The 23553-nt window shown below is 59.1% G+C and carries 22 protein-coding genes; 6 read left to right on the top strand and 16 right to left on the bottom strand.

Annotated elements, in window-relative coordinates; translation table 11 throughout:
* The first annotated feature begins 246 nt into the window (after positions 1 to 246).
* Genes NX84_RS06580 through NX84_RS06570 form a run of 3 tightly spaced genes read left to right on the top strand, consistent with a single transcriptional unit; the run spans position 247 to position 3915 of the window.
* Positions 247 to 780, top strand: a complete 534-nt coding sequence (locus NX84_RS06580; protein ID WP_039675107.1) for a PH domain-containing protein — start codon at positions 247 to 249, stop codon at positions 778 to 780.
* 2 nt (positions 781 to 782) lie between these two features.
* Positions 783 to 2636, top strand: coding sequence for a dihydroxy-acid dehydratase (ilvD, locus tag NX84_RS06575; RefSeq protein ID WP_039675105.1), 1854 nt, complete (start codon positions 783 to 785; stop codon positions 2634 to 2636).
* A gap of 10 nt (positions 2637 to 2646) precedes the next feature.
* Positions 2647 to 3915: a glycosyltransferase family 87 protein gene (locus NX84_RS06570; RefSeq protein ID WP_039675103.1), complete on the top strand. Its 1269-nt coding sequence runs from the start codon at positions 2647 to 2649 to the stop codon at positions 3913 to 3915.
* Between the two features lie 117 nt (positions 3916 to 4032).
* On the opposite strand, the gene NX84_RS06565 is transcribed toward NX84_RS06570, so the two are convergent.
* The 4 genes from NX84_RS06565 to NX84_RS06550 form a co-directional block, all read right to left on the bottom strand.
* Positions 4033 to 4347, bottom strand: coding sequence for a transcriptional regulator (locus tag NX84_RS06565; RefSeq protein WP_039675101.1), 315 nt, complete (start codon positions 4345 to 4347; stop codon positions 4033 to 4035).
* Positions 4344 to 4781, bottom strand: a complete 438-nt coding sequence (locus NX84_RS06560; protein WP_039675098.1) for a hypothetical protein — start codon at positions 4779 to 4781, stop codon at positions 4344 to 4346. The genes NX84_RS06565 and NX84_RS06560 overlap by 4 nt, the downstream gene beginning before the upstream one ends.
* Before the next feature lie 94 nt (positions 4782 to 4875).
* Entirely contained in the window at positions 4876 to 5892 is a 1017-nt protein-coding gene (locus NX84_RS06555; RefSeq protein ID WP_039675096.1) for a DoxX family protein, read from the bottom strand.
* Positions 5893 to 5920: 28 nt separating this feature from the next.
* Complete coding sequence (locus NX84_RS06550) at positions 5921 to 6805, bottom strand: LysR family transcriptional regulator ArgP (protein WP_039675094.1); 885 nt, start codon at positions 6803 to 6805, stop codon at positions 5921 to 5923.
* A gap of 70 nt (positions 6806 to 6875) precedes the next feature.
* Between NX84_RS06550 and NX84_RS06545 the strand changes: the two genes are divergently transcribed.
* Complete coding sequence (locus tag NX84_RS06545) at positions 6876 to 7565, top strand: LysE/ArgO family amino acid transporter (protein WP_039675092.1); 690 nt, start codon at positions 6876 to 6878, stop codon at positions 7563 to 7565.
* Here NX84_RS06545 and NX84_RS06540 read toward each other — a convergent pair.
* From NX84_RS06540 to NX84_RS06515, 6 genes are all read right to left on the bottom strand, one after another.
* Positions 7562 to 8986 (bottom strand): YkvI family membrane protein, encoded by a 1425-nt coding sequence (locus NX84_RS06540; RefSeq protein ID WP_039675091.1) that lies wholly within the window; start codon positions 8984 to 8986, stop codon positions 7562 to 7564. The genes NX84_RS06545 and NX84_RS06540 overlap by 4 nt on opposite strands.
* A 197-nt stretch (positions 8987 to 9183) precedes the next feature.
* Positions 9184 to 10245, bottom strand: coding sequence for an NAD(P)-dependent alcohol dehydrogenase (locus tag NX84_RS06535; RefSeq protein WP_039675090.1), 1062 nt, complete (start codon positions 10243 to 10245; stop codon positions 9184 to 9186).
* A 55-nt stretch (positions 10246 to 10300) separates the two neighbouring features.
* Entirely contained in the window at positions 10301 to 11806 is a 1506-nt protein-coding gene (gatB, locus tag NX84_RS06530; protein WP_039675499.1) for an Asp-tRNA(Asn)/Glu-tRNA(Gln) amidotransferase subunit GatB, read from the bottom strand.
* A 43-nt stretch (positions 11807 to 11849) separates the two neighbouring features.
* Positions 11850 to 13448 (bottom strand): aspartate:alanine exchanger family transporter, encoded by a 1599-nt coding sequence (locus NX84_RS06525; RefSeq protein ID WP_039675089.1) that lies wholly within the window; start codon positions 13446 to 13448, stop codon positions 11850 to 11852.
* A 32-nt stretch (positions 13449 to 13480) separates the two neighbouring features.
* On the bottom strand, positions 13481 to 14512 hold the full coding sequence (locus NX84_RS06520) for a 6-phosphofructokinase (protein ID WP_039675088.1): 1032 nt from the start codon (positions 14510 to 14512) through the stop codon (positions 13481 to 13483).
* A 22-nt stretch (positions 14513 to 14534) separates the two neighbouring features.
* Positions 14535 to 15908, bottom strand: a complete 1374-nt coding sequence (locus NX84_RS06515) for a DHA2 family efflux MFS transporter permease subunit (RefSeq protein WP_039675086.1) — start codon at positions 15906 to 15908, stop codon at positions 14535 to 14537.
* A gap of 48 nt (positions 15909 to 15956) precedes the next feature.
* Here NX84_RS06515 and NX84_RS06510 point away from each other — a divergent pair, with 48 nt between their 5' ends.
* A complete protein-coding gene (locus tag NX84_RS06510; RefSeq protein ID WP_039675084.1) occupies positions 15957 to 16280 on the top strand; it encodes a hypothetical protein in 324 nt (107 codons plus the stop codon).
* A gap of 413 nt (positions 16281 to 16693) precedes the next feature.
* On the opposite strand, the gene NX84_RS12800 is transcribed toward NX84_RS06510, so the two are convergent.
* The 3 genes from NX84_RS12800 to gatC all read right to left on the bottom strand — a co-directional run bounded on the left by NX84_RS12800 (position 16694) and on the right by gatC (position 19143).
* The gene (locus NX84_RS12800) at positions 16694 to 16888 is read right to left on the bottom strand and encodes a hypothetical protein (protein WP_126297606.1); all 195 of its coding nucleotides are present in this window, start codon (positions 16886 to 16888) and stop codon (positions 16694 to 16696) included.
* A gap of 465 nt (positions 16889 to 17353) precedes the next feature.
* Complete coding sequence (gene gatA, locus NX84_RS06505) at positions 17354 to 18838, bottom strand: Asp-tRNA(Asn)/Glu-tRNA(Gln) amidotransferase subunit GatA (RefSeq protein WP_039675082.1); 1485 nt, start codon at positions 18836 to 18838, stop codon at positions 17354 to 17356.
* Between the two features lie 2 nt (positions 18839 to 18840).
* Positions 18841 to 19143, bottom strand: a complete 303-nt coding sequence (gatC, locus tag NX84_RS06500; RefSeq protein ID WP_039675080.1) for an Asp-tRNA(Asn)/Glu-tRNA(Gln) amidotransferase subunit GatC — start codon at positions 19141 to 19143, stop codon at positions 18841 to 18843.
* 201 nt (positions 19144 to 19344) lie between these two features.
* Between gatC and NX84_RS06495 the strand changes: the two genes are divergently transcribed.
* On the top strand, positions 19345 to 20004 hold the full coding sequence (locus tag NX84_RS06495) for an ACT domain-containing protein (protein WP_039675078.1): 660 nt from the start codon (positions 19345 to 19347) through the stop codon (positions 20002 to 20004).
* Here the strand turns inward: NX84_RS06495 and NX84_RS06490 are convergent.
* The 3 genes from NX84_RS06490 to ligA are packed head-to-tail and all read right to left on the bottom strand — an operon-like array spanning position 20001 to position 23550.
* Complete coding sequence (locus NX84_RS06490) at positions 20001 to 20762, bottom strand: HAD family hydrolase (protein WP_039675076.1); 762 nt, start codon at positions 20760 to 20762, stop codon at positions 20001 to 20003. The genes NX84_RS06495 and NX84_RS06490 overlap by 4 nt on opposite strands.
* Entirely contained in the window at positions 20759 to 21529 is a 771-nt protein-coding gene (locus NX84_RS06485) for an HAD family hydrolase (RefSeq protein ID WP_039675074.1), read from the bottom strand. Before NX84_RS06485 ends, NX84_RS06490 begins: the two co-directional genes overlap by 4 nt.
* Positions 21526 to 23550 carry an NAD-dependent DNA ligase LigA gene (ligA, locus tag NX84_RS06480; RefSeq protein ID WP_039675072.1) on the bottom strand — a complete coding sequence of 675 codons (2025 nt, stop codon included), beginning with the start codon at positions 23548 to 23550 and terminating at the stop codon, positions 21526 to 21528. The genes NX84_RS06485 and ligA overlap by 4 nt, the downstream gene beginning before the upstream one ends.
* Positions 23551 to 23553 lie beyond the last annotated feature (3 nt).

Here is a 23553-nt window from a genome sequence, read left to right as displayed (position 1 = left end):
TCTGTCCTTCTGGGTGTGAAGGTAGCGGGGGCGCTGCAGGTCGACGTCACTGTGGACTCGTTACGGCTCGCGCCGCCCGGGTACTACGAGGTGAAGTCGAATAATGATCATGCGACAAACTATACACCGATAGAAAAGCCACCGCAGGCAATTACCCCCATTTTTGGGATCGTTTTCTCATTTTGCGAGATATCACAGGTGGGGCGGTTCGCCACAGCACCACACAGTCAATTACGATGACCCACTATGACGTCCTCACACCCGCAGAACGCATCTTCCCGCCCCGACCACTCCCCGGCCGAAACCTTTAAGCCCACCCGCGAACACCTCCTCGGTATTGGGCTACTCGCCGCCATCGCGCTGCTGAGCATCGGCTGGGCGCCAAAGTACCTGTTCTGGATTCTCATTTTCCCCATACTTGGTTTCTGGTGGGTCCTACGCTCGCGCACGACGGTGGATTCTCACGGCCTCCACATCAGATACGGCTTCCGCGGCCCCAAAGACATCGCGTGGAAGGACTTCGCAGGAATCGGCTTCCAGCGTTCGCGCGCCTATGGCCGCACAACCGATGGCGAGAATCTCAGCCTCCCCGGCGTGACCTTTAACTCGCTGCCGCGTTTGGCCAAGGCGTCCCAGGGCCGTATCCCCGATGCTCTCACCGCGGGACGCAACGCCGCCGACGACAAGGTGGTCATTGTCCACCGCGACGGCCAGCAAGTCCTCCTCACCAAGGAGGAATACGCCGACTACCTCGAAGCACACCCCGAACTGAAGGAATAACTATGTACCCGCTGCGCTCTAAAGTCACCACCGTTGGCCGCCAGGCATCCGGTGCCCGCGCCCTCTGGCGAGCCACCGGCACCAAGGACACCGATTTTGGCAAGCCGATCGTCGCCATTGCCAACTCCTATACTCAGTTCGTGCCCGGCCACGTCCACCTGAAGAACGTAGGTGACATCGTGGCCGATGCCGTGCGCGAAGCGGGTGGCGTGCCCAAGGAGTTCAACACCATCGCCGTTGACGATGGCATTGCCATGGGCCACAGCGGCATGCTCTATTCCCTGCCCTCGCGAGAGATTATCTCCGATTCCATCGAATACATGGCTAACGCGCATACTGCCGACGCCCTCGTGTGTATCTCCAACTGCGACAAGATCACCCCGGGCATGCTCAACGCTGCGCTGCGTCTCAACATCCCCACCATCTTCGTCTCCGGCGGCCCGATGGAGGCCGGCAAAGCCGTCGTCGTCGATGGCGTGGCGCATGCACCGACGGATCTGATTACGGCCATCACGGCGTCGGCCAGCGAGGCCGTATCCGATGAGGGACTGGCCCAGGTGGAGGAATCCGCCTGCCCCACCTGTGGTTCCTGCTCCGGCATGTTCACTGCCAACTCCATGAACTGCCTCACCGAGGCGCTCGGCTTGGCTCTGCCAGGCAACGGCACTACCCTGGCTACCCACGCCTTCCGCCGTCGCCTCTTTGAGCAGGCGGGCCGCACCATTGTCGAGATGTGCCAGCGCTACTACGGCGAGGAAGACGACTCCGTCCTCCCACGCTCCATTGCCACCAAGGAGGCCTTCACCAACGCCATGGCCCTCGATATGGCCATGGGTGGGTCCACCAACACCATCCTCCACACCCTCGCTGCGGCGCAGGAGGGCGAGGTGGACTTCACTCTCGAGGACATCAACGAGATCTCCTACCGCGTGCCTTGTCTGTCCAAGGTGGCCCCCAACGGCACGTACCACATCGAGGACGTACACCGCGCCGGCGGCATTCCCGCCATCTTGGGCGAGCTGCGCCGCGCTGGCCACCTCAACCTCAAGGTGCACACGGCACTCTATGACAATGCCGAGGAATGGCTCGACGACTGGGATATCCGCGGTGGCAAAGCTACCGACGCCGCCCGCGAGCTCTTCTTGGCTGCCCCTGGCGGCGTGCGAACGACCGAGCCGTTCTCTCAGTCCAATCGGTGGGATGAACTCGACACGGATGCAGTTAATGGCTGCATCCACGATGCCGAGCATGCCTTCTCCTCTGATGGCGGACTCGTGGTCCTGCGCGGCAACCTGGCACCTAACGGCGCCATCGTTAAAGCCGCCGGCGTGGAGGAAGAACTGTGGACCTTCACCGGGCCTGCCCGCGTGGTGGAGTCCCAGGAAGAGGCCGTCTCCATCATCCTCAAGAAGGAAGTTCAGCCGGGCGATGTTATCGTCATCCGCTACGAGGGACCCGCGGGTGGCCCCGGCATGCAGGAGATGCTCCACCCGACGTCCTTCCTCAAGGGCTCTGGCTTGGGCAAGGCCTGCGCCTTGATTACGGATGGCCGCTTCTCCGGAGGCACCTCTGGCCTCTCCATCGGCCACATTTCCCCCGAAGCTGCGCATGGCGGTCTCATTGGCTTGGTGGAAAATGGCGACCCCATCACCATCAACATCCGCGAGCGCCAGCTCACCCTGGATGTGGATGAGGACGTGCTGGAGCGCCGCCGCGCCACCGAGGAGCAACGCGAGAAGCCCTGGACACCGAAGGACCGTAACCGCCCGGTCACCAAGGCGCTGCGTGCTTACGCCAACATGGCCACGTCTGCGGATCGTGGTGCGGTGCGCGTGGTGGATGGTCACGTCAATTAGAGTAAAGGCGATGAAATTCGCCACTAACGCCTTTGGGCGCACGCTGTTAACCGCCGCGGGGCTCATCGTGGGCCTGGTCGGCCTCATCCGCCACGTCCTCCACACGGACTTCCCAGTGGACATGATCATTTACCGCGAGGGCGTGCGCGCCTTCATGGAGGGCCGCTCGGTCTATTCGGAGCCCATGTACGCCGGTGATCTAGCGCTCCCCTTTATCTACCCACCCTTCGGCGCGCTCGTCATGGTGCCTCTCACGGTCTTTGACTGGATGAGTGATGATATGGCGGGCAACATCATGATCGTCATCTCCGACGCTCTCGTGTTGGCCTGCCTGTATGCCATATTCCACGCGCTGAAGGTCAAGCCGCTGTTGCCCGTAGTGGCGCTGGTGTGGGCAGCCACGATGTTCTTTGAGCCTATTCGCCTCAACAATGGCTTTGCCCAGATCAATATCGTCATCATGGCGTTGGTTGTTTTTGACCTCGTGCCGCGCAAGCGTTGGCTGCCCCAAGGCTGGCTCATCGGTTGTGCAGCGGCCATCAAAATTACGCCGCTGGCCATGCTGCTGTACTTTTTGCTGCGCCGCGAGTGGAAGCCGATTCTTACTGCTTTCATCTCCGCGGTTGTCGCCACGTTGCTAGCCGCTGCCTACCGCTGGGATGCCTTCGTGGAATTCTTCACCTCGAAGCTGCTCGACATGGGCTCCGGTGGGGACTTCGGCGTGGGCACGGCCTATCAGTCCAATTCCTCCCTCAAGGGCGTCATCCAGCGCCTCTTTACGTCTCAGGAGGCCATGGACAACCACGGCCCGCTCATCAACGTGCTGTGGCTCGTGGCGGCCCTGGCTGTCATCGCTCTAGGTTCCGCGCTCATTGTGGCGCAGGTAAAGCAGGGGCTGCTTGTCGACGCCCACCTCACCACCGCCACCGTCATGCTGCTCATCTCCCCAGTCTCGTGGTCTCACCACTGGGTCTGGCTCTCCCTCATCGTGCCGGTGATGATGTACCGCGCGTGGACTTGGCGCCAGTCCACCTGGGTCGCCGGCAGTCTACTGGCAGTGCTCGCGGCCTGGGTAGGCATGCTCGTCACCGTCCCAGGCAAATGGTGGTTCGGCGATAACATCGATGTCCACACGATGCCGCTGTATCAGAAATTCCTGGTCGATGACTTCGTGTGGCTCGCGCTCCTAGCGTGGGCGCTCTACGCCATCTGCCTCAAGGTTAAGGACACCCAAGCAGACAAACCTCATGCTGCACTCGCTGCGCCCCCTAGCAGCTAAGCCAAACGCAGATTCGGGATGCACACTGCCCTACCTGCCAAAGTTATGCGCCGTCATTGCCGCGCGAGGGAAAACTTTGGCAACTTGGGCACCTCATTCATTGCCACGATTCAGATCTCAGCCCTCGGCTAGAGCCTTGAGCGCTGCTAAGTGACCTCTAAAGGCCACTGCACCTTTCTCCGTGAGCGCAACCCACACTGAATCTTTAGCGCGGCTGGTTCCGTACTCGCGGAAGCGCGTCACGTAGCCGGCTTTTTCCAGAGCTCCGAGTTGCTTGGACAGGGAGGCATCGGAAAGCTCCGTGCGGTCTCGCAACATAGCGAATTTCATCTCGCGATTAACGTCTCCGCCCTGCGTGGCCCCAAAAGCATTGAGCGTGGCACAGATTTTGAAGCGGTTGAGCGGGTGAATAACAGGGTCGAGGCCATTCATCGCGGCATCCGATCCAGAGCACCCGTGTGCAGAGTCCAGAAGACCGCCGCAGCACACAGGACACCCGCAATACACGAGGCAACGAGGTGACCTTCAACGAAGGGATTGAAGAGCGCCGGTAAAAACAAAAATCCTAATCCTGCGTAGTAGCGCCACGTAACGCTACGGGAAGCATGAGGATCCACCTTCTGGCGCATCGAATCCCGAACCCCCGTGCGATAAAAGAAAGCCAGCCCTATCAGAAGGCCGAGAACTAGCAGAAGCCCACCCACGACGACGAGCGGGTGGACATCATCCTTGATCCACATATAGGCAAACCAAGCTCCGTAGGCCACCGCCGCAAGCAGAGTCAACCAAACGGGCGGCCGCTTGGCCGCGTCTGCGTGTTGCTTTTCCGCAAATGCGAGTGCTTCCCGGACATCCTGATCCGCCATGACGAAGACTCCCCTCTCGCGGCTTCCACCGCGTTGTTTTCCATTCCGGAAATCAACTTACTTTACACAATGGAAAACAACAAGAGGGAGGGGCTTAGCTCAGCGGATTAACACCTGCTCCGAACCACCAGATAGCAACGAGTGCCGCGACGCCAATGACGATGAAAATCCAGGATGTCGCCAGTGGGCGGCGGGTCCAGGAACGGTTGAAGTCCAGGGAGATGAAACCCGGACCGGTGAACTGCAGTGCTACCGCGATGGCGAACAGCACGAGGCCCAGCCACACGCTTTCGTTCCAGGCAAAGACATCAAGGCCATCGCCCGAGGCGTTGAGTCCGTGAATGGCCTCGAAGCCAGTCACAATAAGGCCGAACATCGCCGCCAGCGGAGTCACCAAGCCGAGCAGCAGGAAGGCGCCTGCGATGAGCTGGACGGTCGGAACACCAATGGCCAGCGCGGCCGCCATGGTGTACTCGCCGTACTCATTCTCTAGTCCCGACAGGCCCTCATTGCCGCCAAGCTTGAAGAATGTCGATGCACCGGCGACGAGCAGGTAGATGCTCAGCGCCAAGCGCACAAAAAGCAGACCGAAGTCGATGGTGCCGCGGCGAGCTCGCTGAGGCTCCTCCTCGGTCACCCTGGTCTCAGAATCAGACTCGATAGCCGGGTCAGCCACAGCGACGGTGCTCGGCACGTCATCGTACGTCTCAGCTGAAGGCTCTGCAGTGGCTTCTGCTCGCGGAAAAGCGGTGGTCTCAGTATCTGCAGCGGAGCTATCAAAAGACAGGGAGTCGCGAGTGTCACGGGAAGCACTCTCGAAGGTTTCGGTCTTGGCCTCAGCAGCAGGATCAGACGTAGGTGCAGAGTCGGTCGTGGCGGCCTCCGCTGGCTTTGGCTTAATAACCGTCGGCTCAGCGCGGCCAGCACGCTGGAAAAGACGGCTCTTCTTCGGCTCCTCAGCAGAAGCGCTGCCGGAAGCCTTATCAGTCACTGCGTCAGTGGTGGTCTCTGCCTTGTCAAGCTTGCCCGCCTTTACGGAGTTAGCACCAGAGTTGTAGGTTGGGATGTCATCGTCGATGTCGGTTGCTTTATCAGGAGTCTTATCGCTCATGCCTCCAACTTAAGCCAGCGCACGGTCCTTATGGTGCATCCTGTTCGGCGCGGCGTGTAGCTAAAACTGCCCGGCCAGCGGCCAGGACGTCAGCGGTGAGGTCTGCAAGCACCTCAGATTCGAGGCGCCATCGCTGCCAATAGAGGTCGATGTCGAGCGGGAAATCGTCGAGAAGCACCAGCTCCCCCGCATCCAACAGAGGCTGCGCCTGCAGCCGCGGCACCAGGCCCCACCCCAGTCCAAAGCGCACTGCCTCGACATATGACTCAGACGAGGGGATCTGTGAGACCCGCGCGCGCAGAACACGGGAATCAATAAACCTTTCGCGCATCGCATCATCAAGGGTGGCATCATTCGGCCCAAATCCCACGATAGGAAGCGTGTCCCAATCCTCGAAGCTCTCCGCGAGACTCGGTGCAGCGACAGCGAAATAGCGCATGGTGCCCAGGTACGTCGATTCGCAGCCAGACACCGGCGTGTGCTCGCGGGTCACCGCACCGAGGACATCGCCGCGACGCAACATGGCTAATGTACGCGCCTCATCCTCAATGCGGATACGCAGAGCTGCTTCCCCACGCGCAGCGGTCTTCTGCACAACAGACTGAAACCACGTAGCAAGTGAATCAGAGTTAATCGCCACGGTCAGAGGCACTCGAGAAAGGCGCTCAGTAAGGCGGGCATCCGCCTCCGCTTGGACGAGCGCCATGCGCCGCGCTGCTTGGGCGACGATCTCGCCGGCTTCAGTCACAGTGACGGGATTTCCGCGACGCAACAGGATGCGTCCGGTCGAGACCTCAAGCGCTTTGATGCGCTGACTCACGGCAGAAGGAGTGATTCCTAACACACTTGCGGCCGCCTCGAAAGAGCCCTCATCGACGATGGCCAGCAAAGTTTCGGTATGGAGTGGGTTCATGAAGCTATTTTAAACCAGCTGTAGAACACTTAACTGGACTTCATATGCATTCTTCCGCACACTGGATGCCATGTCAGTATTGCTCGCAGGATTTGCGCTGGGACTCTCCCTCATCATCGCCATTGGACCGCAGAACGCCTACATCATCAAGATGGGCATCAAACGCGATCACGTCGGTGCGATTCTGCTTGCTTGTTTGCTGTCCGACGTCGTCCTGATCAACGCCGGCACCGCTGGTGTGGGCATTCTGGTGGAGCGCTTCCCCACCGCTCTGACCGTGGTGAAGTATCTTGGCGCTGCCTACCTCATCTACTTTGGCTTCACCTGCTTCCGCGATGCCTTTAAGAAGGAGCAAGAGGCACTCGTCGTCCAGAAAACCGAACCCGTCGCCGCATCGGTTGACGCTAACGGCGGCAATAGCGATGCGCCGGGAGGCTCAGTCCTGACGAAGATTCGTCCCCGCGTACGCTCCAAGTCTTGGGTCAAGCCCGTCATGGCAGCAATGGCGCTGACGTGGCTTAACCCCCTAGCCTATGTTGATGCACTGGTCATGCTCGGCGGCATTGCCAACCAATACGGCGAACAGCGCTGGGTCTTCGCAGCCGGGGCCGTCCTTGCCAGTGCCGTCTGGTTCCCCTCCCTCGGCTTCGGTGCCTACAAGCTTTCTAATGTGCTGGCGAAGCCGGCGACGTGGCGCATCGTTAACATCGTCATCGGCTGCGTCATGATTGCACTAACGGCAAAGCTGCTGCTCCACTAATCCTGAGCGGGGCGGCCCTCTACGGGCTCGTCCTCAGCGGGGTCGCCGACGGCGCCGGTCTCCTCGACCCACTCCTTGATTTCTTCCTCGCTGCGATCTTGCTCCACGCCGTCGCGCTCGGTGTAGTAGGTGTGGTCGTTGCGGCTTTCTTCCCACTTCTCTTTGTCGAAGTCCACGTCATCGTCGCCGTGCAATTCGTCTACGACCTCCGTGACAAGATCCTCGTACAACGCTTCATCATCCATGTTGGAGTCAGCAATCTGCTGACCAATCTCGTCGTCGTAGCGCTCGGCATCGTAGTCCTCATCCGGGTGCAGCTTGAGGTGCAGCAGCGCGCGAATGCGCTCTCGACGCAGGCCTTCGTCCTTAATCTGGCTCAAAGAACGCAGCCACCCAAAGACCAGAATGGCCACGAGCACGATTCCCATGTACCCCAGTACTGGATAGACATACTGCATCAGCGCCTTGAAGCCAGCGAATGATACCGCGAAACCTGCAAGGCAGCCGGCGATAAAGATGATGCGGTATTTCGATTCGTTGCCGGACGATAGGCGCTTGCCCAGCGCATAGAACATGCCGATAGCCGTATTGAAGATCATCAGGTAAATGATGACGGCCATGATGAGGCCGAGAGTCGGGTGAATCTCATCGACCAAGGTGAGCATCGGGATGTCCGAATCACCAACGGCCTCCGCGTTCATGAGCAAAGAGAAGCCGGCGATACCCATGAGCACAGCATAGACCGCGCCACCCACGACGCCGCCCCAGCCCGCTTCGCGCGGGCTGATGTTGTCACCGCCGATGACCAGTGACATTGACACGGCCAGAATGAGGGCTAGGCCGTTGTAGTTGAGTGCAGAAATCAGCCAGTTCGGAATCGGAGATTCAATGGCCGCGGAGGCGTCGATGGCAGCGGAGACGTTTTCCGGCATGTGCATCAAGGTGTAGCCGCCCACAAACAGCACCGCAATGATGATGGACGGGGTCAGCAGGCCGATGACACGGGAGACCTTGTCCACGTCCATCATGCCGGTCACTAGGACGAGCACGAGCATGAGCAGCGAACCAACCCACGCCGGCCAACCGAATTGCTGCTGCATGTTGGAACCTGCGCCAGCCAGCATGACGAATCCCACCGCGAAGAGGGTAAGAATTACGGCGACGTCGAGAATGCGCGAAATGATCGGGTGGGTAATGTTTCGGAACACCTGATTGTGCTCGCTGGCATGGAAGTAGCTGCCCAGCTGAAGGAACACGGTACCGGCCAAGGTCATAACAAGGCCGGCAACCACGATGCCCCAGATTCCGTTGATTCCAAAGGACGTAAAATACTGGACAACTTCCTGGCCCGTTGCGAAGCCGGCTCCGACAAGCAGGCCGATAAAGGACAGGGCAATGCCCACAACGTTTTTATACGACACGTATATCCATCTTCTTTTCTGATTGTGAAGGAATAAAAACGCGCCACACCTCCCGTCAGAAGCATGGCGCAAGACTTATGTCCACGGTACGCCCAGCAGAAAAGAAAATGTAGGTACGGCGGCCGAGATATTACTCCAAAATACTTTCGCCAATGAGCAATATCACCGCAGCCTCCGCTCTAGGTCACAGAGTCCTTCTATCCTTGGTGGTCTGCAAACGTCGCAGTATCAATAACACAGCGGAATCTGACGTCACCGGCTACGACGCGATCATAGGCGGCGTCGACCTCATCGACGCTGACCTTTTCGATGACTGCGCCGAGGTTGTGCTCCGCGCAGAAGTACAGCATCTCCTGGGTTTCTGCAATGCCACCGATGTTGTTGCCGGTGAGCACCTTGCCGCCGCCGACGAGACGGTTAAGGCGCAGTGAGAGAGCTTCTGGTGGAAGGCCGACGACGGACATGATGCCGCGTGGCTTGAGCAGACGCAAGTAGTCTTCGAGGTCATACTCAGCGGAGATAGTGGACAAGATGAGGTCAAACTCGCCGCGGTGGTTCCTAAAGAAGTCTTCTTCTTCCGTGGTGGCCAGAAGGCGGGTAGCCCCTAGCTTCTTGGCATCCTCAGCCTTGCGCGAGGTACGGGAGATCACGGTGACATCCGCGCCCTTCGCGGCAGCGATCTGCACGCCCATGTGGCCCAATCCACCAAGTCCGACGATGGCGACCTTCTGGCCTTCCTTGACGTCCCAGCGAGCCAGCGGCGAGTACGTGGTGATACCAGCGCATAGCAACGGCGCCGCCACGTCAAAATCAAGGGAATCTGGGATGCGGAGAACAAAGTTCTCGTTGACGACGACCTTCTCGGCGTAACCGCCCTGCGTAATCGTACCGTCGACGTCCTTGGAGTTATACGTGCCAACGTTGCCGTTCAGGCAGTTTTGCTCCATCCCGGCCTGGCACTGCTCGCACTCGCCACAGGAGTTGACCATGCAGCCAACCCCCACGCGGTCACCCACCTTGAACTTTGTAACGTCCTCCCCCACTGCGGACACCACGCCGGCAATCTCATGGCCAACGGTGAGTGGAAAGTGCGCCTCGCCCCACTCGTTGCGGATGGTGTGAATATCCGAGTGGCAGATGCCGGCTGCCTTAATGTCGATGACGACGTCATCGGCGCGCGGGTCGCGGCGCTCAATCGTGACGACCTTGTAGGGTTCGTTTGGGCCGGTCTTCTGCAGTGCTTTCGCTCTAATAGTCATGGCGCCCACGGTACCCCGCAGGCGCCTGACCTCGCATAATGGAAACTTTTGCCAATTAGGAGAGTTTCTTAGCGATGAGCTGGTTGACCTGACCCGGGTCCGCCTTACCCTGGGTAGCCTTCATGACGGCACCGACGATGGCACCGGTGACCTTCTTGTTGCCGGCCTTGTACTTCTCCACGATGTCGGGATTGGCAGCCAGCGCCTCGTCGACAGCCTTCTCAATGGCGCCATCATCACGTACGACCTCGAGGCCACGCTTGGCGACGACCTCATCGACGTCACCTTCACCTTCCAGTACACCGTCGACCGCCTGGCGTGCCAGCTTGGTTGTGAGCTTGCCCTCCTTGACCAGTTCGACGACGCGTGCAACCTGAGCCGGGGTAATGCTCAGCGCGGTGAGCTCTACGCCTGCCTCGTTGGCCTTACCGGTGAGGTAGGACACCCACCAGGAGCGGGCTTCATCCGGAGTGCTGCCGGCTTCCACGGTCTCGATGATGAGGTCGAGTGCCCCAGCGTTGACCAGGTCACGCATCTCCTCATCCTTCAGCCCCCACTCTTCCTGGATGCGGGCGCGGCGAATCCACGGCATCTCCGGCAGGGTCTGGCGGATCTCTTCAACCCACTCGCGGGACACGATGACCGGCGGCAGGTCTGGGTCATTAAAGTAGCGGTAATCTTCGGCGGTCTCCTTCGGGCGGCCCTTCGACGTGGAACCGTCCGTTTCCTGGTAGTGGCGCGTTTCCTGGACGATCGCTCCGCCGTCGACAAGCACCTGCGCCTGACGCTGCATCTCGAAACGCACCGCCTGCTCTACCGAGCGCAGCGAGTTGATGTTCTTGGTTTCGGTGCGGGTACCGAACTCCTCCTGGCCCACTGGGCGCAGCGACACGTTGGAGTCCACGCGCATCGATCCCTGGTCCATGCGGGCATCGGACACACCCAAGGCCGCGACGAGCTCGCGCAGTGCGGACACATAAGCGCGGGCTACCTCGGGGGCACGCTCTCCGGCGCCAATAATCGGCTTCGTCACAATCTCGATGAGCGGAATACCTGCGCGGTTGCAATCCACCAGTGACGTCGTCGCGCCATGAATGCGGCCATCGGCGCCACCCAGGTGGGTCAGCTTGCCGGTGTCTTCCTCCATGTGAGCGCGTTCAATCTCCACGCGCCACTCGGTACCGTCGTCCAAGACGACGTCCAGGTAGCCGTCGTACGCAATCGGCTCATCGTACTGGGAAATCTGGTAGTTCTTTGGCTGGTCTGGGTAGAAGTAGTTCTTGCGGGCAAAGCGCGAAGACTCCGCAATGGAGCAGTTCAGCGCGAGGCCAATCTTGATAGCGCCTTCCACACCTTTGGAGTTGACCACAGGAAGGGCACCCGGCAAGCCGAGGGACACCGGGTCAACGTTGGAGTTGGGGGCTGCGTTGAAGTTCGTGGGCGAGGTGGAGAACATCTTGGTCTCCGTGTTGAGCTCCACGTGGACTTCCATGCCCATAACGGGTTCGAACTTTTCTAGGACCTCGTCATAGTCCATCAGGTCATACATCGCAGCAGTCATGCGTGCCATCTTAGTATGTCAGCGCGACTCCATGCGCAACCGGCTAGCCCAAGACGGTAAGGGCATGCGTGATGAGAATCTTGGCAATCATTGCCGCCGGATACACCATGGCGTATCCCAGTGCTACGCGCTGGTCATTGCTGGTGCGGTTGTTGACAAAGGCCAGCACTGCCGGCTGCGTTTGCGCGCCTGCAAGTGCGCCGGCAGTTTTGGTGGCACCCACATGCAAGAACCTCCGCAAGACAAAGGCGTACCCTGTCGCCACAATGGTGGTGACAACTATGCCAAGCAGAAGAATCTTCCACCACGAACCACTGGTAAAGGCGCTGGCAATTTCACTACCGGCATTCGTGCCTGCCTGGGCTAGGAACAGCAAGAGCCCCAGTTCCGCCAAGATGGTGTTTGCGGAGTGCGGCAAGGCCGTCACCGTGCTACCAATGCGCCCGATTCGTGCCATCACGAGTGCCACGATGAGCACGCCTGCCGCAGCACCCAGATTGAAAGAAGATCCGCCCGGAATCGGAATGTCGATGTGGCCCAGGAAAATACCCAAAGCAAGGCCCAAGCCAAGGGAAACCGGGTTGATGTCGGTCAACCCTTGGGAAGAATCACCTAGAAACTTAGAAATTTCCCGCATAGCACTCTGGCGGCCGACCACACGCACGCGGTCGCCCAGTTCCACGATGTGCTCGGGGATAGCTACCTGGTCATTGTCAGCTCGGCGGACACGGGAGATGCGTGCTCCCCACCTATCAGAAAGCTGGTTGTTGAGCTCCGCGATGGTCTGTCCGGCTAGATTGTGCTCTGAAATAGTGATGCGGCGGAAATCTAGGTCATGGCGATCGTCGTTGAGAATCTGTGGGGACTCACGTCCGGAGCGCTCAATAATGTTGTCCAGGTCCTCCGGTGCACCCACCAGCGTCACTACGTCACCTGGATGCAGTACATCAAAGTACTTGGGGATAACAATGTCATTGCTGCCGACGCGACGCAGACGCGTGACCTGGATTTCCCCATTGCCAATGTCCGCAATTTCGGCAATCGACGTTTCACGCTGCAGCTGCATGTGCTGGCGGGTCACCGGTGAAAGGGTGTCGTCGTCATTGCCGGCATCCCGAAGCACGACGACTGTCGCTACCAGCATGCCGATAACACCAAAGAGGTAGGCCACCGCATACCCCACGGTCGCAGCACCAGGATCGCCCGTGGCTTCCGACGCCGCCGCCAGTGCCGGCGTATTCGTAACGGCACCGGCAAACGTGCCAGCAATCGTGGCGAGGGGAAGCTCAAAGACAAACGTTCCCAAGCCCCACGCGGCGATGGCGGCAATGATGAACACACCAATCATGGACAACACTGGCCCGGTTGCAGTCTTCAGGGATTTGAAGAAGGACACACCGGAGTTGTTACCGATTCCGAAGGCAAACAACACGAGGCCGAACATGCCCAGAATCGGCGGGACTGATGCTTCCACTCCAGCTGCCGACGCCGCTGCCGAAAAGGCGATGCCCAAAAAGAGCACCGCGGCCGCTCCAAGGCTAATGCCGCGGCTCTTAATGCCGCCCAAGGCCATGCCGACACCAATGAGCAAAAAGACCAACAAGACTGGCTGCTCAGCAAAATAAGCGAGGACGCTCGTCATTACTTCCTTTAAGACGTGGTTCTGCGCGTCCTTTAGCCGAACAGGGCCTGCGCGTTGGCGTAGCGCTTTTCCGGAACTACCTTGAGCTTGCCCACGGCGTCTTCGAGAGGCACCAAGTTAATATTTTCGCCGTGCAGGGCCACACACATTCCGGACTGACCGTTGTGTGCCGCGCGTGCAGCGTGGGTGCCGTAGCGAGTAGCGAGGACGCGGTCATAGGCCGTCGGCGTACCACCGCGCTGGATGTGACCGAGGACGGTAGTACGCACGTCATAGCCCGTGCGCTTCTTAATCTCATCGCCGATGACTTGGCCAATACCGTTGAAGGTCTGGTGACCAAACTGGTCCACGCCGCCCTCTTCGAAGTCCATCGTGCCTTCCTTGGGGAGGGCACCTTCTGCTACACAGACGATGCCGTACTTCTCCCCCATCTGGAAACGGCGTTCCATGGCCTTAGTGATATCGGCAATATCAAACGGCACCTCAGGAATCACCGTGTAGTGTGCACCGCCAGCCATACCCGCATGCAGCGCAATCCAGCCCACGTGACGGCCCATGACCTCAACGATGAGAATACGGTCGTGGGACTCCGCCGTAGTGTGAAGACGATCGATGGCGTCGGTTGCTACGGAGACCGCGGTGTCGAAGCCAAAGGTGTAGTCCGTAGCGTTGACATCGTTGTCAATAGTCTTCGGCACGCCAACGACCGGAATCCCGTTGTCAGAAAGCCACTTGGCGCCCTTGAGGGTTCCCTCACCGCCGATGGCGATGAGCGCATCAACTTCGGCGTCGGCCATATTGGCCTTGATGGTATCCAGACCCGCCTTGAACTTGTCTGGGTGCAGACGGCCCGTACCGAGGATGGTGCCGCCGCGCAGAAGGATGCGGTCAATTTCTGCATCGTCATAAAGGTCACGGCGGCGGTCTTCCATGAGACCAACCCAGCCGTCCTCATAGCCGACGACCGTATCGCCGAACTCGTTAGATGCGGTACGAACGACCGCGCGGATAACAGCATTTAGACCGGGGCAATCACCACCGGATGTCAGTACAGCAAGACGCATGAGTCCCAATCTACCCCCTTCCCTATAGCTGTGCAGGTTCCGTAACTGCATGCAGGGTATCGCGGAAGAAGAGTGACGCACCCAACCCCACTGCCAGCATCATTACGATGATGATGAGGGAATTCGCAGCGCCGGCCACCTGCATGACGGCTGAAACCGCCGCGACGCCGATGACGGAGCCTACTTGACGCGACGTGTTATACACGCCCGATGCTGCCCCCATAAGCTGTGGCTCGATGTCTCGCATGGTGGTGGCTGCATTAGAGCCCCAAATAAAGGACTGCCCTGCCCCCAACGCCGCGCACGGCAGGGCCAACCACCACGCGGTGACATCAGCATGCATGAGAAACCACAAGGCGAAGAATGTCGCGATAAGAATTCCAAAGCCGGTAGCTGCCAGTCGACGTGGATCCAGCTTGTCCGCAAGGATCCCTGCCAGGGGCGATACACACAGCGACACTAGCGCCATGGGTGTCACAACGAGGCCCGCATCCCGTGCGGATAGCCCTTGCGAGCCCTGCAGCCACATCATGATGGGAATCATCATCGACGCCGCCATAAATCCCATCGCCACAATTGCGACCGAGCCCGCAGAATAGTTACGGTCTGCGAAGAGCTCGAGTGGAATCAGTGGCTCGCGGCTGCGCTTTTGCAGTCTGACAAAGACCGCGATTCCGACGAGACCTACGCCAAGAAGCGCCCAGATCCACCACGACCAACCCGTCTCCGGCCCCTGCTGCACGGCGAAGACAAGGCAGGTTAGCGCGACAAACGACGCCCCCACGGACACGTAGTCAATCTTCCTCGCCGTCGTTGGCAGCGACGGCACCCACAGCGCTGCCAGAACGATAGCCGCGATAACGAAGGGAACGTGAACCCAGAAGACTGCCTGCCAGCCAAAGACCGCAACAACGAATCCACCCAACAGAGGTCCTGCCAAGGACGCTACCGAGCCCACAATGCCCCAGACACCCAGCGCACGACCGCGCCGCTCACGAGCAAAGACCCGGTTAATCACCGCCATAGTCTGCGGCATCTGAACGGAAGCTCCAAAGCCCTGAACCGCGCGAGCCGCAATGAGAAACTCCACGTTAGGCGCCAGCGCACAAAGGAGAGCTCCAATACCAAAGAGACCCACGCCCAATTGGAACATCCGCTTTTGCCCATAGATATCCCCGAGCCTGCCGGTAAACAGCAAGGGCACTACAACAGCCAGCAAGTAGATAGCAGACACCCACAGCACCTGATTGACTCCAGCGTTGAACTCCCGGAGGACGTCGGGAAGCGCAACGGCGATCATTGTCTGGTCCAGCAGAGAAATGAAAAATCCCAGGGACAACGCGGCCATAGCGCGCCAAGCTTGGCTTTCAGACGGTAGCGCATCGGGTTGATTCATGGAGCGAAGTCTAGCCGTCGCCTCGGACACCGGCCTACACTGGGCGTCATGGGAATGATTGATATTAAGAAACCACAGGACGTTTCAACTGCCACTACCGTGGCTCTTGGTCTCATCGGCGGATGGCTCACGGCCAGGGAGACTGGAATTCGTCCACTCGGTGGCGTTGTCCTCGCCGCCGCGGGCGCATGGGCTGGCCGCAGCTGGTGGACGAAGACGAACCCAGCAACTACGGCGGGATTGACCGCACTGTACGCAGGCGCGTTCGGCCTTTCTCACCCGCTAGCTAAGAAGATTGGTGCTTGGCCGTCTGTCCTCACTGTCACTGCCGCGAGTGCCGGCGCCGCCTACGCGCTTTCCGACGCCCACTAAGCCCCCACAATAAAACGCCCAGCGTGCGCCCAATTAGGGAATGGCGCTCGCGGGCGTTTTATTTGCCTCTCTCACAGTGTGATCCGCACCCAGCAGATGCAATCACTAAGATCACTCTAACCCATGACTATGCAAATGTAAAGTCTTAAGCAATTTTATTTTCTAACGACCACGTTTTCCCTGCTCGTGACGTATATTCACTTCCTGAGAAAATATAAGCCCCAGACCGTCAGACCTTAAAGACACATCGCTTCCCCACCTTCCCAGAGGCGAAAATCTTGATCCATCTGTGCAATATGTTCACGCCCGGGTTGGGCTACGGCACCCGCTGTAAACTGACAGCAGTGCCGCACTTACCCCCAGCGCAAGTAACGGCCGCATAACTGGCCTCTACACGACTAAATCGATTTACCCTAGGTACGAGCGGCTTTTTCGATTTTTGCTAACGCAACTACCAAATGCATAAGGAGCCTTTTCGAGTCTAACTCATTTCCAGCATCAATATCCGCTTCGATAACTCCTATTAGCTGAGCAGTACATGGGGAAGTTTCAGGGGAAACAAATTCACGAGATTTCGACAGAACAGACAGTAGGGTCTTGTCATCCATGTGTGATACACGCCTCTCTACAATGTGGTATAACTCTCAATAAAGAGAATACCCAACATGAAGAAGTTTTTCTTTGCCACCGTTGTCACCACACTAGTTTTGTCCGCATCTGCCCCTGCTGCCGCCGCAGCAGAACACGCCCTTGCAGTCCCCAATCCAGCGACCGAAGTATAACCCCAAGGAATTGTTTGGGGCGGAACGGTCCGAGTATTCAATTCCGAGCAAGAGTGCCTATTCGAGGCTGAAAAGAAGAACTATTGGGACGATGACCTTTGGTACTACTGTGAGAAGCAACCGTCCGGAGCATGGGATCTGAAGCGACGCCAAGGATTCTTCGGGGCAAAATAGCTGAAACACTAACACTATGACCTAGCACGTAGAAGCCAGTGACCTCCCACGATTGTGGGAGGTCACTGGCTTCTACGCGTTACTGCTATAGGCCAGCCACAAGTAACCCGAAGAGTATTACTCGCGGCCAGCTTCGTAGGCAGCGCCTACCTTGTACAGGCGGTCATCCTTGAACGCCGGAGCCATGATCTGCAGGCCCGTTGGCAGGTTGGTATCGGACGCCAAACCAGAAGGCACAGACATGCCACAAACACCCGCGAGGTTCAGAGGCAAGGTGCAGAGGTCGAAGTTGTACATCTCCATAGGATCCTCCACCTTCTCGCCCAGCTTGAAGGCGGTGGTCGGCGTCGTTGGGGATACAAGGACGTCTGCTTGCTCGAAGGCACGAGCGAAGTCTTGGGCGATGAGCGTACGCACGCGCTGAGCCTGCAAGTAGTAGGCGTCATAGTAGCCAACAGACAGCGCATACGTACCCAGCATGATGCGGCGCTTAACCTCAGGTCCAAAGCCTTCAGCGCGAGACAACGACATGACCTCCTCAGCCGAGTGCGTGCCATCATCGCCCACGCGGAGTCCATAACGCATGCCGTCGAAACGAGCCAGGTTGGAAGAGACTTCACACGGCATGATGAGGTAGTACGCGGCCAAAGCGTCATCGAAGTGCGGGCAGTCAACCTCAACGATTTCGGCGCCCTGGGACTTCAGCTGCTCAACGGCAGCGTGGTAAGACTCCATCACACCCGGCTGCCAACCGTCACGTTCAAATTGCTTAATCAAGCCAACCTTGACCCCAGACAGGTCGCCATTAGCGCCCTCCTTCGCCGCCGCAACAACCGGAGCAACCGGCTTGTCCACTGACGTGGCGTCAAAGGAGTCGTGGCCGGCAATAATCTCGTGCAATAGCGCGGTATCCAGTACGGTGCGGGCGGTCGGGCCTGCCTGATCTAGGGAGCTCGCGGCGGCGATAAGGCCGTAGCGGGACACGGTGCCGTAGGTCGGCTTCACGCCGACAGTGTTGGTCAGCGCAGCAGGCTGACGAATGGAGCCGCCCGTGTCGGTACCGATGCCCAAGGGAGCCTGGCCGGAAGCAAGGGCTGCGGCAGTACCACCACCGGAGCCGCCCGGGGTGCGCTCAGTGTCGTAGGGGTTGTGGGCGGGGCCGTAAGCGGAGTTCTCATTCGAGGAGCCCATAGCGAACTCGTCGAGGTTCGTCTTACCCAAGATAGGGATGCCGGCCTCACGCAGCTTGGTCACCAGGGTGGCGTCGTAAGGCGAGACCCAGCCTTCCAGCATCTTGGAGGCAGCGGTCGTCGGAGCGTCCGTCGTGACGAGAAGGTCCTTAAGTGCCAGCGGCACGCCTGCCAAGGCGGAAGCGGGCTCCTCGCCGGCGTCGAGGGACTTATCGACGGCGTCGGCAGCCGCCAGTGCTTCCTCAGCACCTACGTGCAGGAACGCGTTGAGCTCATCGTTGGTTTCTGCAATGCGATCGAGGAAAGCCTGGGTAACCTCACGGGAGGTCAGCTCGCGAGAGTGGATCTTCTGCGCCAGCTCAGCAGCGGTCAGTGCGGTAATACCCTCGGTGGGCGCAATGAATTGTGCCATTCTTATTCGTCTCCTCCACCCAGAATCTGCGGAACCATGAAGCGGTCATCTTCAGATGCCGGCGCCTGGTCCAGTGCTTGCTCGGCGGTGAGGGTGCGCACGATAACGTCCTCACGCATTGGGGCAACCACGGAGTGCGGGTGCGACAATGGCTCCACACCTTCAGCCTTGACCTTGCCAACCGCGGACACCGAGTCCACGATTTCGTCGATCTGTGCAGCGAACTGCTTCAGTTCTTCCTCGCTCAGGGCCAGTCGCGACAGCTTTGCCAGGTGCGCGACCTCGTCACGCGAAATATCAGACACGCGAACTCCATCCTTTTATTCATCGAGACGGTTAATAGCTAAGCACCCATGGTACTGCACGCGTTCGCCGTCGCCACCACCACTCCGGGCGCATGTACACCACCGAGGTTATTGAATACTATTCGGACGCTTGTGTACCATAGATCACGTTAGGTTAACCTATTAATTCTCCTTCACAAACCTGCCCAGAGAAAGAAACATATGTCGTACCTCGTCCGTGTCCTTCTCCCCGATACCCCTGGCAGCCTAGGCCTTTTAGCCAATGCCCTCGGAGAGATTGAGGCCGATATTCGCTCTGTGGACATCGTGGAGAACTTCCCCGACGGCACCGTTATGGATGACATTGTCCTAGATCTGCCGAAGACCACCATGGCTGATGAGATTATTACTGCTGCGCAGACAGTAGACGGCGTGGAGATTGATTCTATCCGCCCATTTAGCGGGCGCGTCGATCGCCGAGGCCAGATCCGTTTGCTCGCCACCGTGGCCTCGCGCCGCAATGTGACAGCCGCTATGGAGGAAGTCTGCGCGGCAATCCCCAAGGCGCTGACATCAACGTGGGCCGTCGTAATCACTAATGAAGACCCCATCAAGCGGATTGCGTCCTCCGACGCCGCGCCTGCCGACGATGGCACGATCCCAACCGATCTCAGCATCGACTCCGCCCGCATCCTCCATCCGGAGAAGGACACGTGGATTCCTGAGTCGTGGGCGCTGCTCGATTCCGCGCTGGCTGCCGCTCCCCTCGTCGGAACCAAATACGTTGTGGTGATGGGCCGCGTGGGCGGCCCGGATTACCTCGCCTCAGAGGTTGAGCACCTGGGTGACTTGGGCGCTATTTTGGGCGCATTCCTAAGCTAGGCTCGCGCCAGTAGGCTTTTGAGCCCCGCGGCGACGTCCGGCACAATGTGGTCGACGTGGCCGCTAATTTCTCCGTGCGGGAAGCTAAAGGACTCCGTGGCTATGGCATGCATGGAGAGGTCGTTGAAGCTATCGCCGAAGGTATAGAGCTGGGCCTCCTCATGGCCGAGACAGCTCAGAAGCCGCGTCAAGCCTTCTCCCTTGTTGTGACCTGGCGGCATGATGTCGTAGAAATCGCAGTTGAAAGATGACTCGACGTCAAAATTCGCACGAACCCACTCGTCCACCTCTTGGCGCAGCGCGGCATCGCCGGGAATCCACAGGGACATGAGCACGGTGTCACGCTTGGCGACGTCCCCCAAATCCCCCACCTGCGCACCTGCCACCATCGATGACTCCTGGCCGGAGAGACCCTCCCACACAATCTGGTCAGCCCCAGTCAAGCCGGTGGTATAGATATTGAGGGCCTTGCCAGTGAAGCGTTCAGCGATAGCCGTGACAGTATCGGCATCCAAGTGCTCTTCCTGAAGGACCGTATAATCCCCCTCAGTGAGAACCGTGCCGTTGTACAGCACGTGGTAGTCCAGCTCCACACCAAAGGGCTCGAGCGTACCGCGGGCATTAGCAATGGACTTACCTGTGGCGGAAACAGCAAGATTTCCGGCCGAGCGCCACGCGGCAATCGCTTCCTTGACCGCCTCCGTGATGTTCTCATCAACGTAGACAGTGCCATCCATATCCAGAGCCGCGATCTTCATGATGAATACCTTAGTAGCCCCTCCACGGCGGAGTCTACGATGACGTGACAGGCCTCGCGGACGGTGGAATGTGCCCAGGGGAAGGTGAGGGGGACGTCGGCAAGCGCATGCATAGGCAAGTCATTGTGCCCATCGCCCAAGGTGATGACCTCTGTATCCGCTCGGTCAAGTGCGAGGTAATCCATCAACCATGTCAAAGCAAAACCCTTGTCATGCCCGGGCGGAGTGATGTCGAAAAAGTTGCGGTTTAGCGCCGTACCGACGTCGAAACGTGCCGCTACCCACGACGCAATGTCATGCTGTAGGTCCGCGTTCCCCGGCGTCCACGCCGCCACAAGGGGAAAGACTTCCTGCTCAATCGCAATAGGTGGAACCGGAACTGGGTCTGTAATGATGGGGTTGTGTACCCCATTAACGTTTCGCACAAGGTGCCCGTCGGGGCCCTCGAGACGCGTGCAGTAGAGGTCTAAGTCAGGAATGTCACGCACGTATTCGTAGACGGCACGCACAGCCTCCGGCGGGACATGGTTCTCATAGAGAAGCCGCTGCTCACCGTCGAGGATGACCGTGCCGTTGCACAAGAGGTAGTAGTCGAAGTCGATGTCGAAGGGCTCCAGCGCCCGCCGCATCGCGTAGGGAGATTTGCCTGTGGCCACTACGGCGAGGTTGCCCGCAGCGCGCCATTCTGCAATAGCCGCAGGAACTTCCTCCGGCATGTGCCCATCGAAGTAGATGGTGCCGTCAAGGTCACAGGCAGCTAGCTTCATGCCTCTCCGGTCTCCAGAAGGCGCTCGAAGCCGGCCTCATCGAGGATGGTCAACCCAAGGTCACGAGCCTTCTGTTCCTTGGAGCCAGCATTCTCGCCCACAACGACATAGTTGGTTTTCTTTGAAACCGAACCAGAGGCTTTGCCACCACGAGCAATGATGGCTTCCTTGGCAGAATCACGGGTGAAGTTCTCTAGAGTTCCGGTGACCACCACGGTGAGGCCCTCCAGGGTCTGTTCGGGCTTGTCACTGACTTCATCCGCCATCGTTACGCCCGCTGCGCTCCATTTCTGGACGATTTTGTCGTGCCAGTCCACCTCGAACCAAGCCTTGAAGGATTCTGCAATGATGCCGCCAACTCCGTCGGTATCGGCAAGCTCCTCAACTGAGGCTTCACGCAGCGCCTCCATCGAGCCGAAACGCGTAGCGAGCGCGCGGGCAGCGATGGGGCCCACATGGCGTATGGACAACGCCACAAGAACGCGCCAGAAATCAGTCTCACGCGCAGTCTTGAGGTTCTCCAGCAGCTTCTTGCCGGAAGCATTAAGCTTGCCGCTCTTCGTCGTGTACATAGAAGACTTGAGCAGCGCTTCCTCATCGAGGTCAAAAAGATCCGCCTCGTCCTTGAGCACGCCGGAAGCAATGAGATCTGCCGCGGCCTTTTCCCCTAGTTCACCAATATCGAGCGCCTTGCGAGAAGCCAAGTACTCAAGGCGCGCTGCAAGCTGCGCGGGGCAGCTGCGTGTATTCGGGCAACGCCAGTCTTGGTCACCCTCCTTCTGTGGAGCAAGCTTCGTGCCACAGGCAGGACAGTTCTCTGGGAAAACCCACTCGGTCTCACTACCATCGCGCTTGTCCAGTACCGGACCAAGGACCTCCGGAATAATCTCTCCGGCCTTGCGGATGATGATGGTATCCCCAATGAGGACATTCTTGTTCTTGACCTCGAACTGGTTGTGCAAAGTGGCCATAGAAACCGTTGATCCGGAGACGAAGACCGGTTCCATAATGGCAAAGGGCGTCACGCGTCCGGTGCGCCCCACACCAACCTCAATGTTGAGCAGCTTGGTGGTCACTTCCTCCGGCGGGTACTTGTAGGCGATAGCCCATCGAGGCGCACGCGACGTCGCTCCCAGCGCTCGTTGGCTGGCCAGGTCATCGACCTTGACCACGAGGCCATCCATCTCGAAGTAGGCATCGTGCCGGTGCTCAGCCCAGTGTGCAACCTGCTCCTGGACTTCCTTGGCGCTGGCAACCCTCTTGGTATACGACGAGACAGGAAAGCCCCACGCTTCCAGTGCTAGGTATGCATCATGCTGGGAGGTGGGCTGGAACCCCTCACGCGCGCCAATGCCGTGGCAGACCATGTGGAGTCGGCGCTCCTTAACATCCTCTGGGTTCTTCATGCGCAGTCCACCCGCGGCTGCATTGCGAGGGTTAGCAAAGGTGGGCTTGCCGTCTTCGCGGCGGGCGGAGTTGATCTCCTCAAACTCATCCGGGCGCATGTACACCTCGCCGCGGACCTCCACCAATGACGGGACCGTGTATTCTTCCGTTCCGGTCAGCTCCTGCGGGATATCCGGGATGACGCGCGCATTGGCAGTGATGTCCTCGCCTACGCGACCATCACCTCGTGTTGCGGCCGTGGCGAGCTTGCCGTCGCGGTAGACGAGATCGATGGACAAACCGTCAATCTTCAGCTCGGTGAGGTAGGCCTCGGCGGGAGTGCGGTCCAGCCAGTCCTGCAACTCGTCAGCGCTAAAGACGTTGTCCAAGCTGTACAGGCGCTCCAGGTGCTCGATGTCGACAGCACCTTCCGGCGCGGCTCCCACCTGCTGGGTAGGCGAATCCGGAGTCTGCAGCTCTGGATGCTCAGCCTCCAGTTTCAACAATCGCTGAAAAAGCGCGTCAAAGTCTGCATCCGGAATCGACGGCTCACCGTTGTAGTACAGCTCACGGTGCTTGCGCACTTCCTGGGCAAGCTCGGACCATTCGCGTTGGATATCTACTGCATCACTCACGGT

It is taken from the genome of Corynebacterium minutissimum (assembly GCF_000805675.1).
GTDB classification, from domain to species: domain Bacteria; phylum Actinomycetota; class Actinomycetes; order Mycobacteriales; family Mycobacteriaceae; genus Corynebacterium; species Corynebacterium minutissimum.
Note: the sequence above shows the minus strand (reverse complement) of the source record. Positions and strands in the feature narration are given on the sequence as shown.

Excerpts from the sequence above, each read along its gene's own strand:
- NX84_RS06580 (WP_039675107.1), top strand. The coding sequence starts at position 247 with ATGACGTCCTCACACCCGCAGAACGCATCTTCCCGCCCCGACCACTCC.
- ilvD (WP_039675105.1), top strand. The coding sequence starts at position 783 with ATGTACCCGCTGCGCTCTAAAGTCACCACCGTTGGCCGCCAGGCATCC.
- NX84_RS06570 (WP_039675103.1), top strand. The coding sequence starts at position 2,647 with ATGAAATTCGCCACTAACGCCTTTGGGCGCACGCTGTTAACCGCCGCG.
- NX84_RS06565 (WP_039675101.1), bottom strand. The coding sequence starts at position 4,347 with ATGAATGGCCTCGACCCTGTTATTCACCCGCTCAACCGCTTCAAAATC.
- NX84_RS06560 (WP_039675098.1), bottom strand. The coding sequence starts at position 4,781 with ATGGCGGATCAGGATGTCCGGGAAGCACTCGCATTTGCGGAAAAGCAA.
- NX84_RS06555 (WP_039675096.1), bottom strand. The coding sequence starts at position 5,892 with ATGAGCGATAAGACTCCTGATAAAGCAACCGACATCGACGATGACATC.
- NX84_RS06550 (WP_039675094.1), bottom strand. The coding sequence starts at position 6,805 with ATGAACCCACTCCATACCGAAACTTTGCTGGCCATCGTCGATGAGGGC.
- NX84_RS06545 (WP_039675092.1), top strand. The coding sequence starts at position 6,876 with ATGTCAGTATTGCTCGCAGGATTTGCGCTGGGACTCTCCCTCATCATC.
- NX84_RS06535 (WP_039675090.1), bottom strand. The coding sequence starts at position 10,245 with ATGACTATTAGAGCGAAAGCACTGCAGAAGACCGGCCCAAACGAACCC.
- gatB (WP_039675499.1), bottom strand. The coding sequence starts at position 11,806 with ATGACTGCTGCGATGTATGACCTGATGGACTATGACGAGGTCCTAGAA.
- NX84_RS06525 (WP_039675089.1), bottom strand. The coding sequence starts at position 13,448 with ATGACGAGCGTCCTCGCTTATTTTGCTGAGCAGCCAGTCTTGTTGGTC.
- NX84_RS06520 (WP_039675088.1), bottom strand. The coding sequence starts at position 14,512 with ATGCGTCTTGCTGTACTGACATCCGGTGGTGATTGCCCCGGTCTAAAT.
- NX84_RS06515 (WP_039675086.1), bottom strand. The coding sequence starts at position 15,908 with ATGAATCAACCCGATGCGCTACCGTCTGAAAGCCAAGCTTGGCGCGCT.
- NX84_RS06510 (WP_039675084.1), top strand. The coding sequence starts at position 15,957 with ATGGGAATGATTGATATTAAGAAACCACAGGACGTTTCAACTGCCACT.
- NX84_RS12800 (WP_126297606.1), bottom strand. The coding sequence starts at position 16,888 with ATGGATGACAAGACCCTACTGTCTGTTCTGTCGAAATCTCGTGAATTT.
- gatA (WP_039675082.1), bottom strand. The coding sequence starts at position 18,838 with ATGGCACAATTCATTGCGCCCACCGAGGGTATTACCGCACTGACCGCT.
- NX84_RS06495 (WP_039675078.1), top strand. The coding sequence starts at position 19,345 with ATGTCGTACCTCGTCCGTGTCCTTCTCCCCGATACCCCTGGCAGCCTA.
- NX84_RS06490 (WP_039675076.1), bottom strand. The coding sequence starts at position 20,762 with ATGAAGATCGCGGCTCTGGATATGGATGGCACTGTCTACGTTGATGAG.
- NX84_RS06485 (WP_039675074.1), bottom strand. The coding sequence starts at position 21,529 with ATGAAGCTAGCTGCCTGTGACCTTGACGGCACCATCTACTTCGATGGG.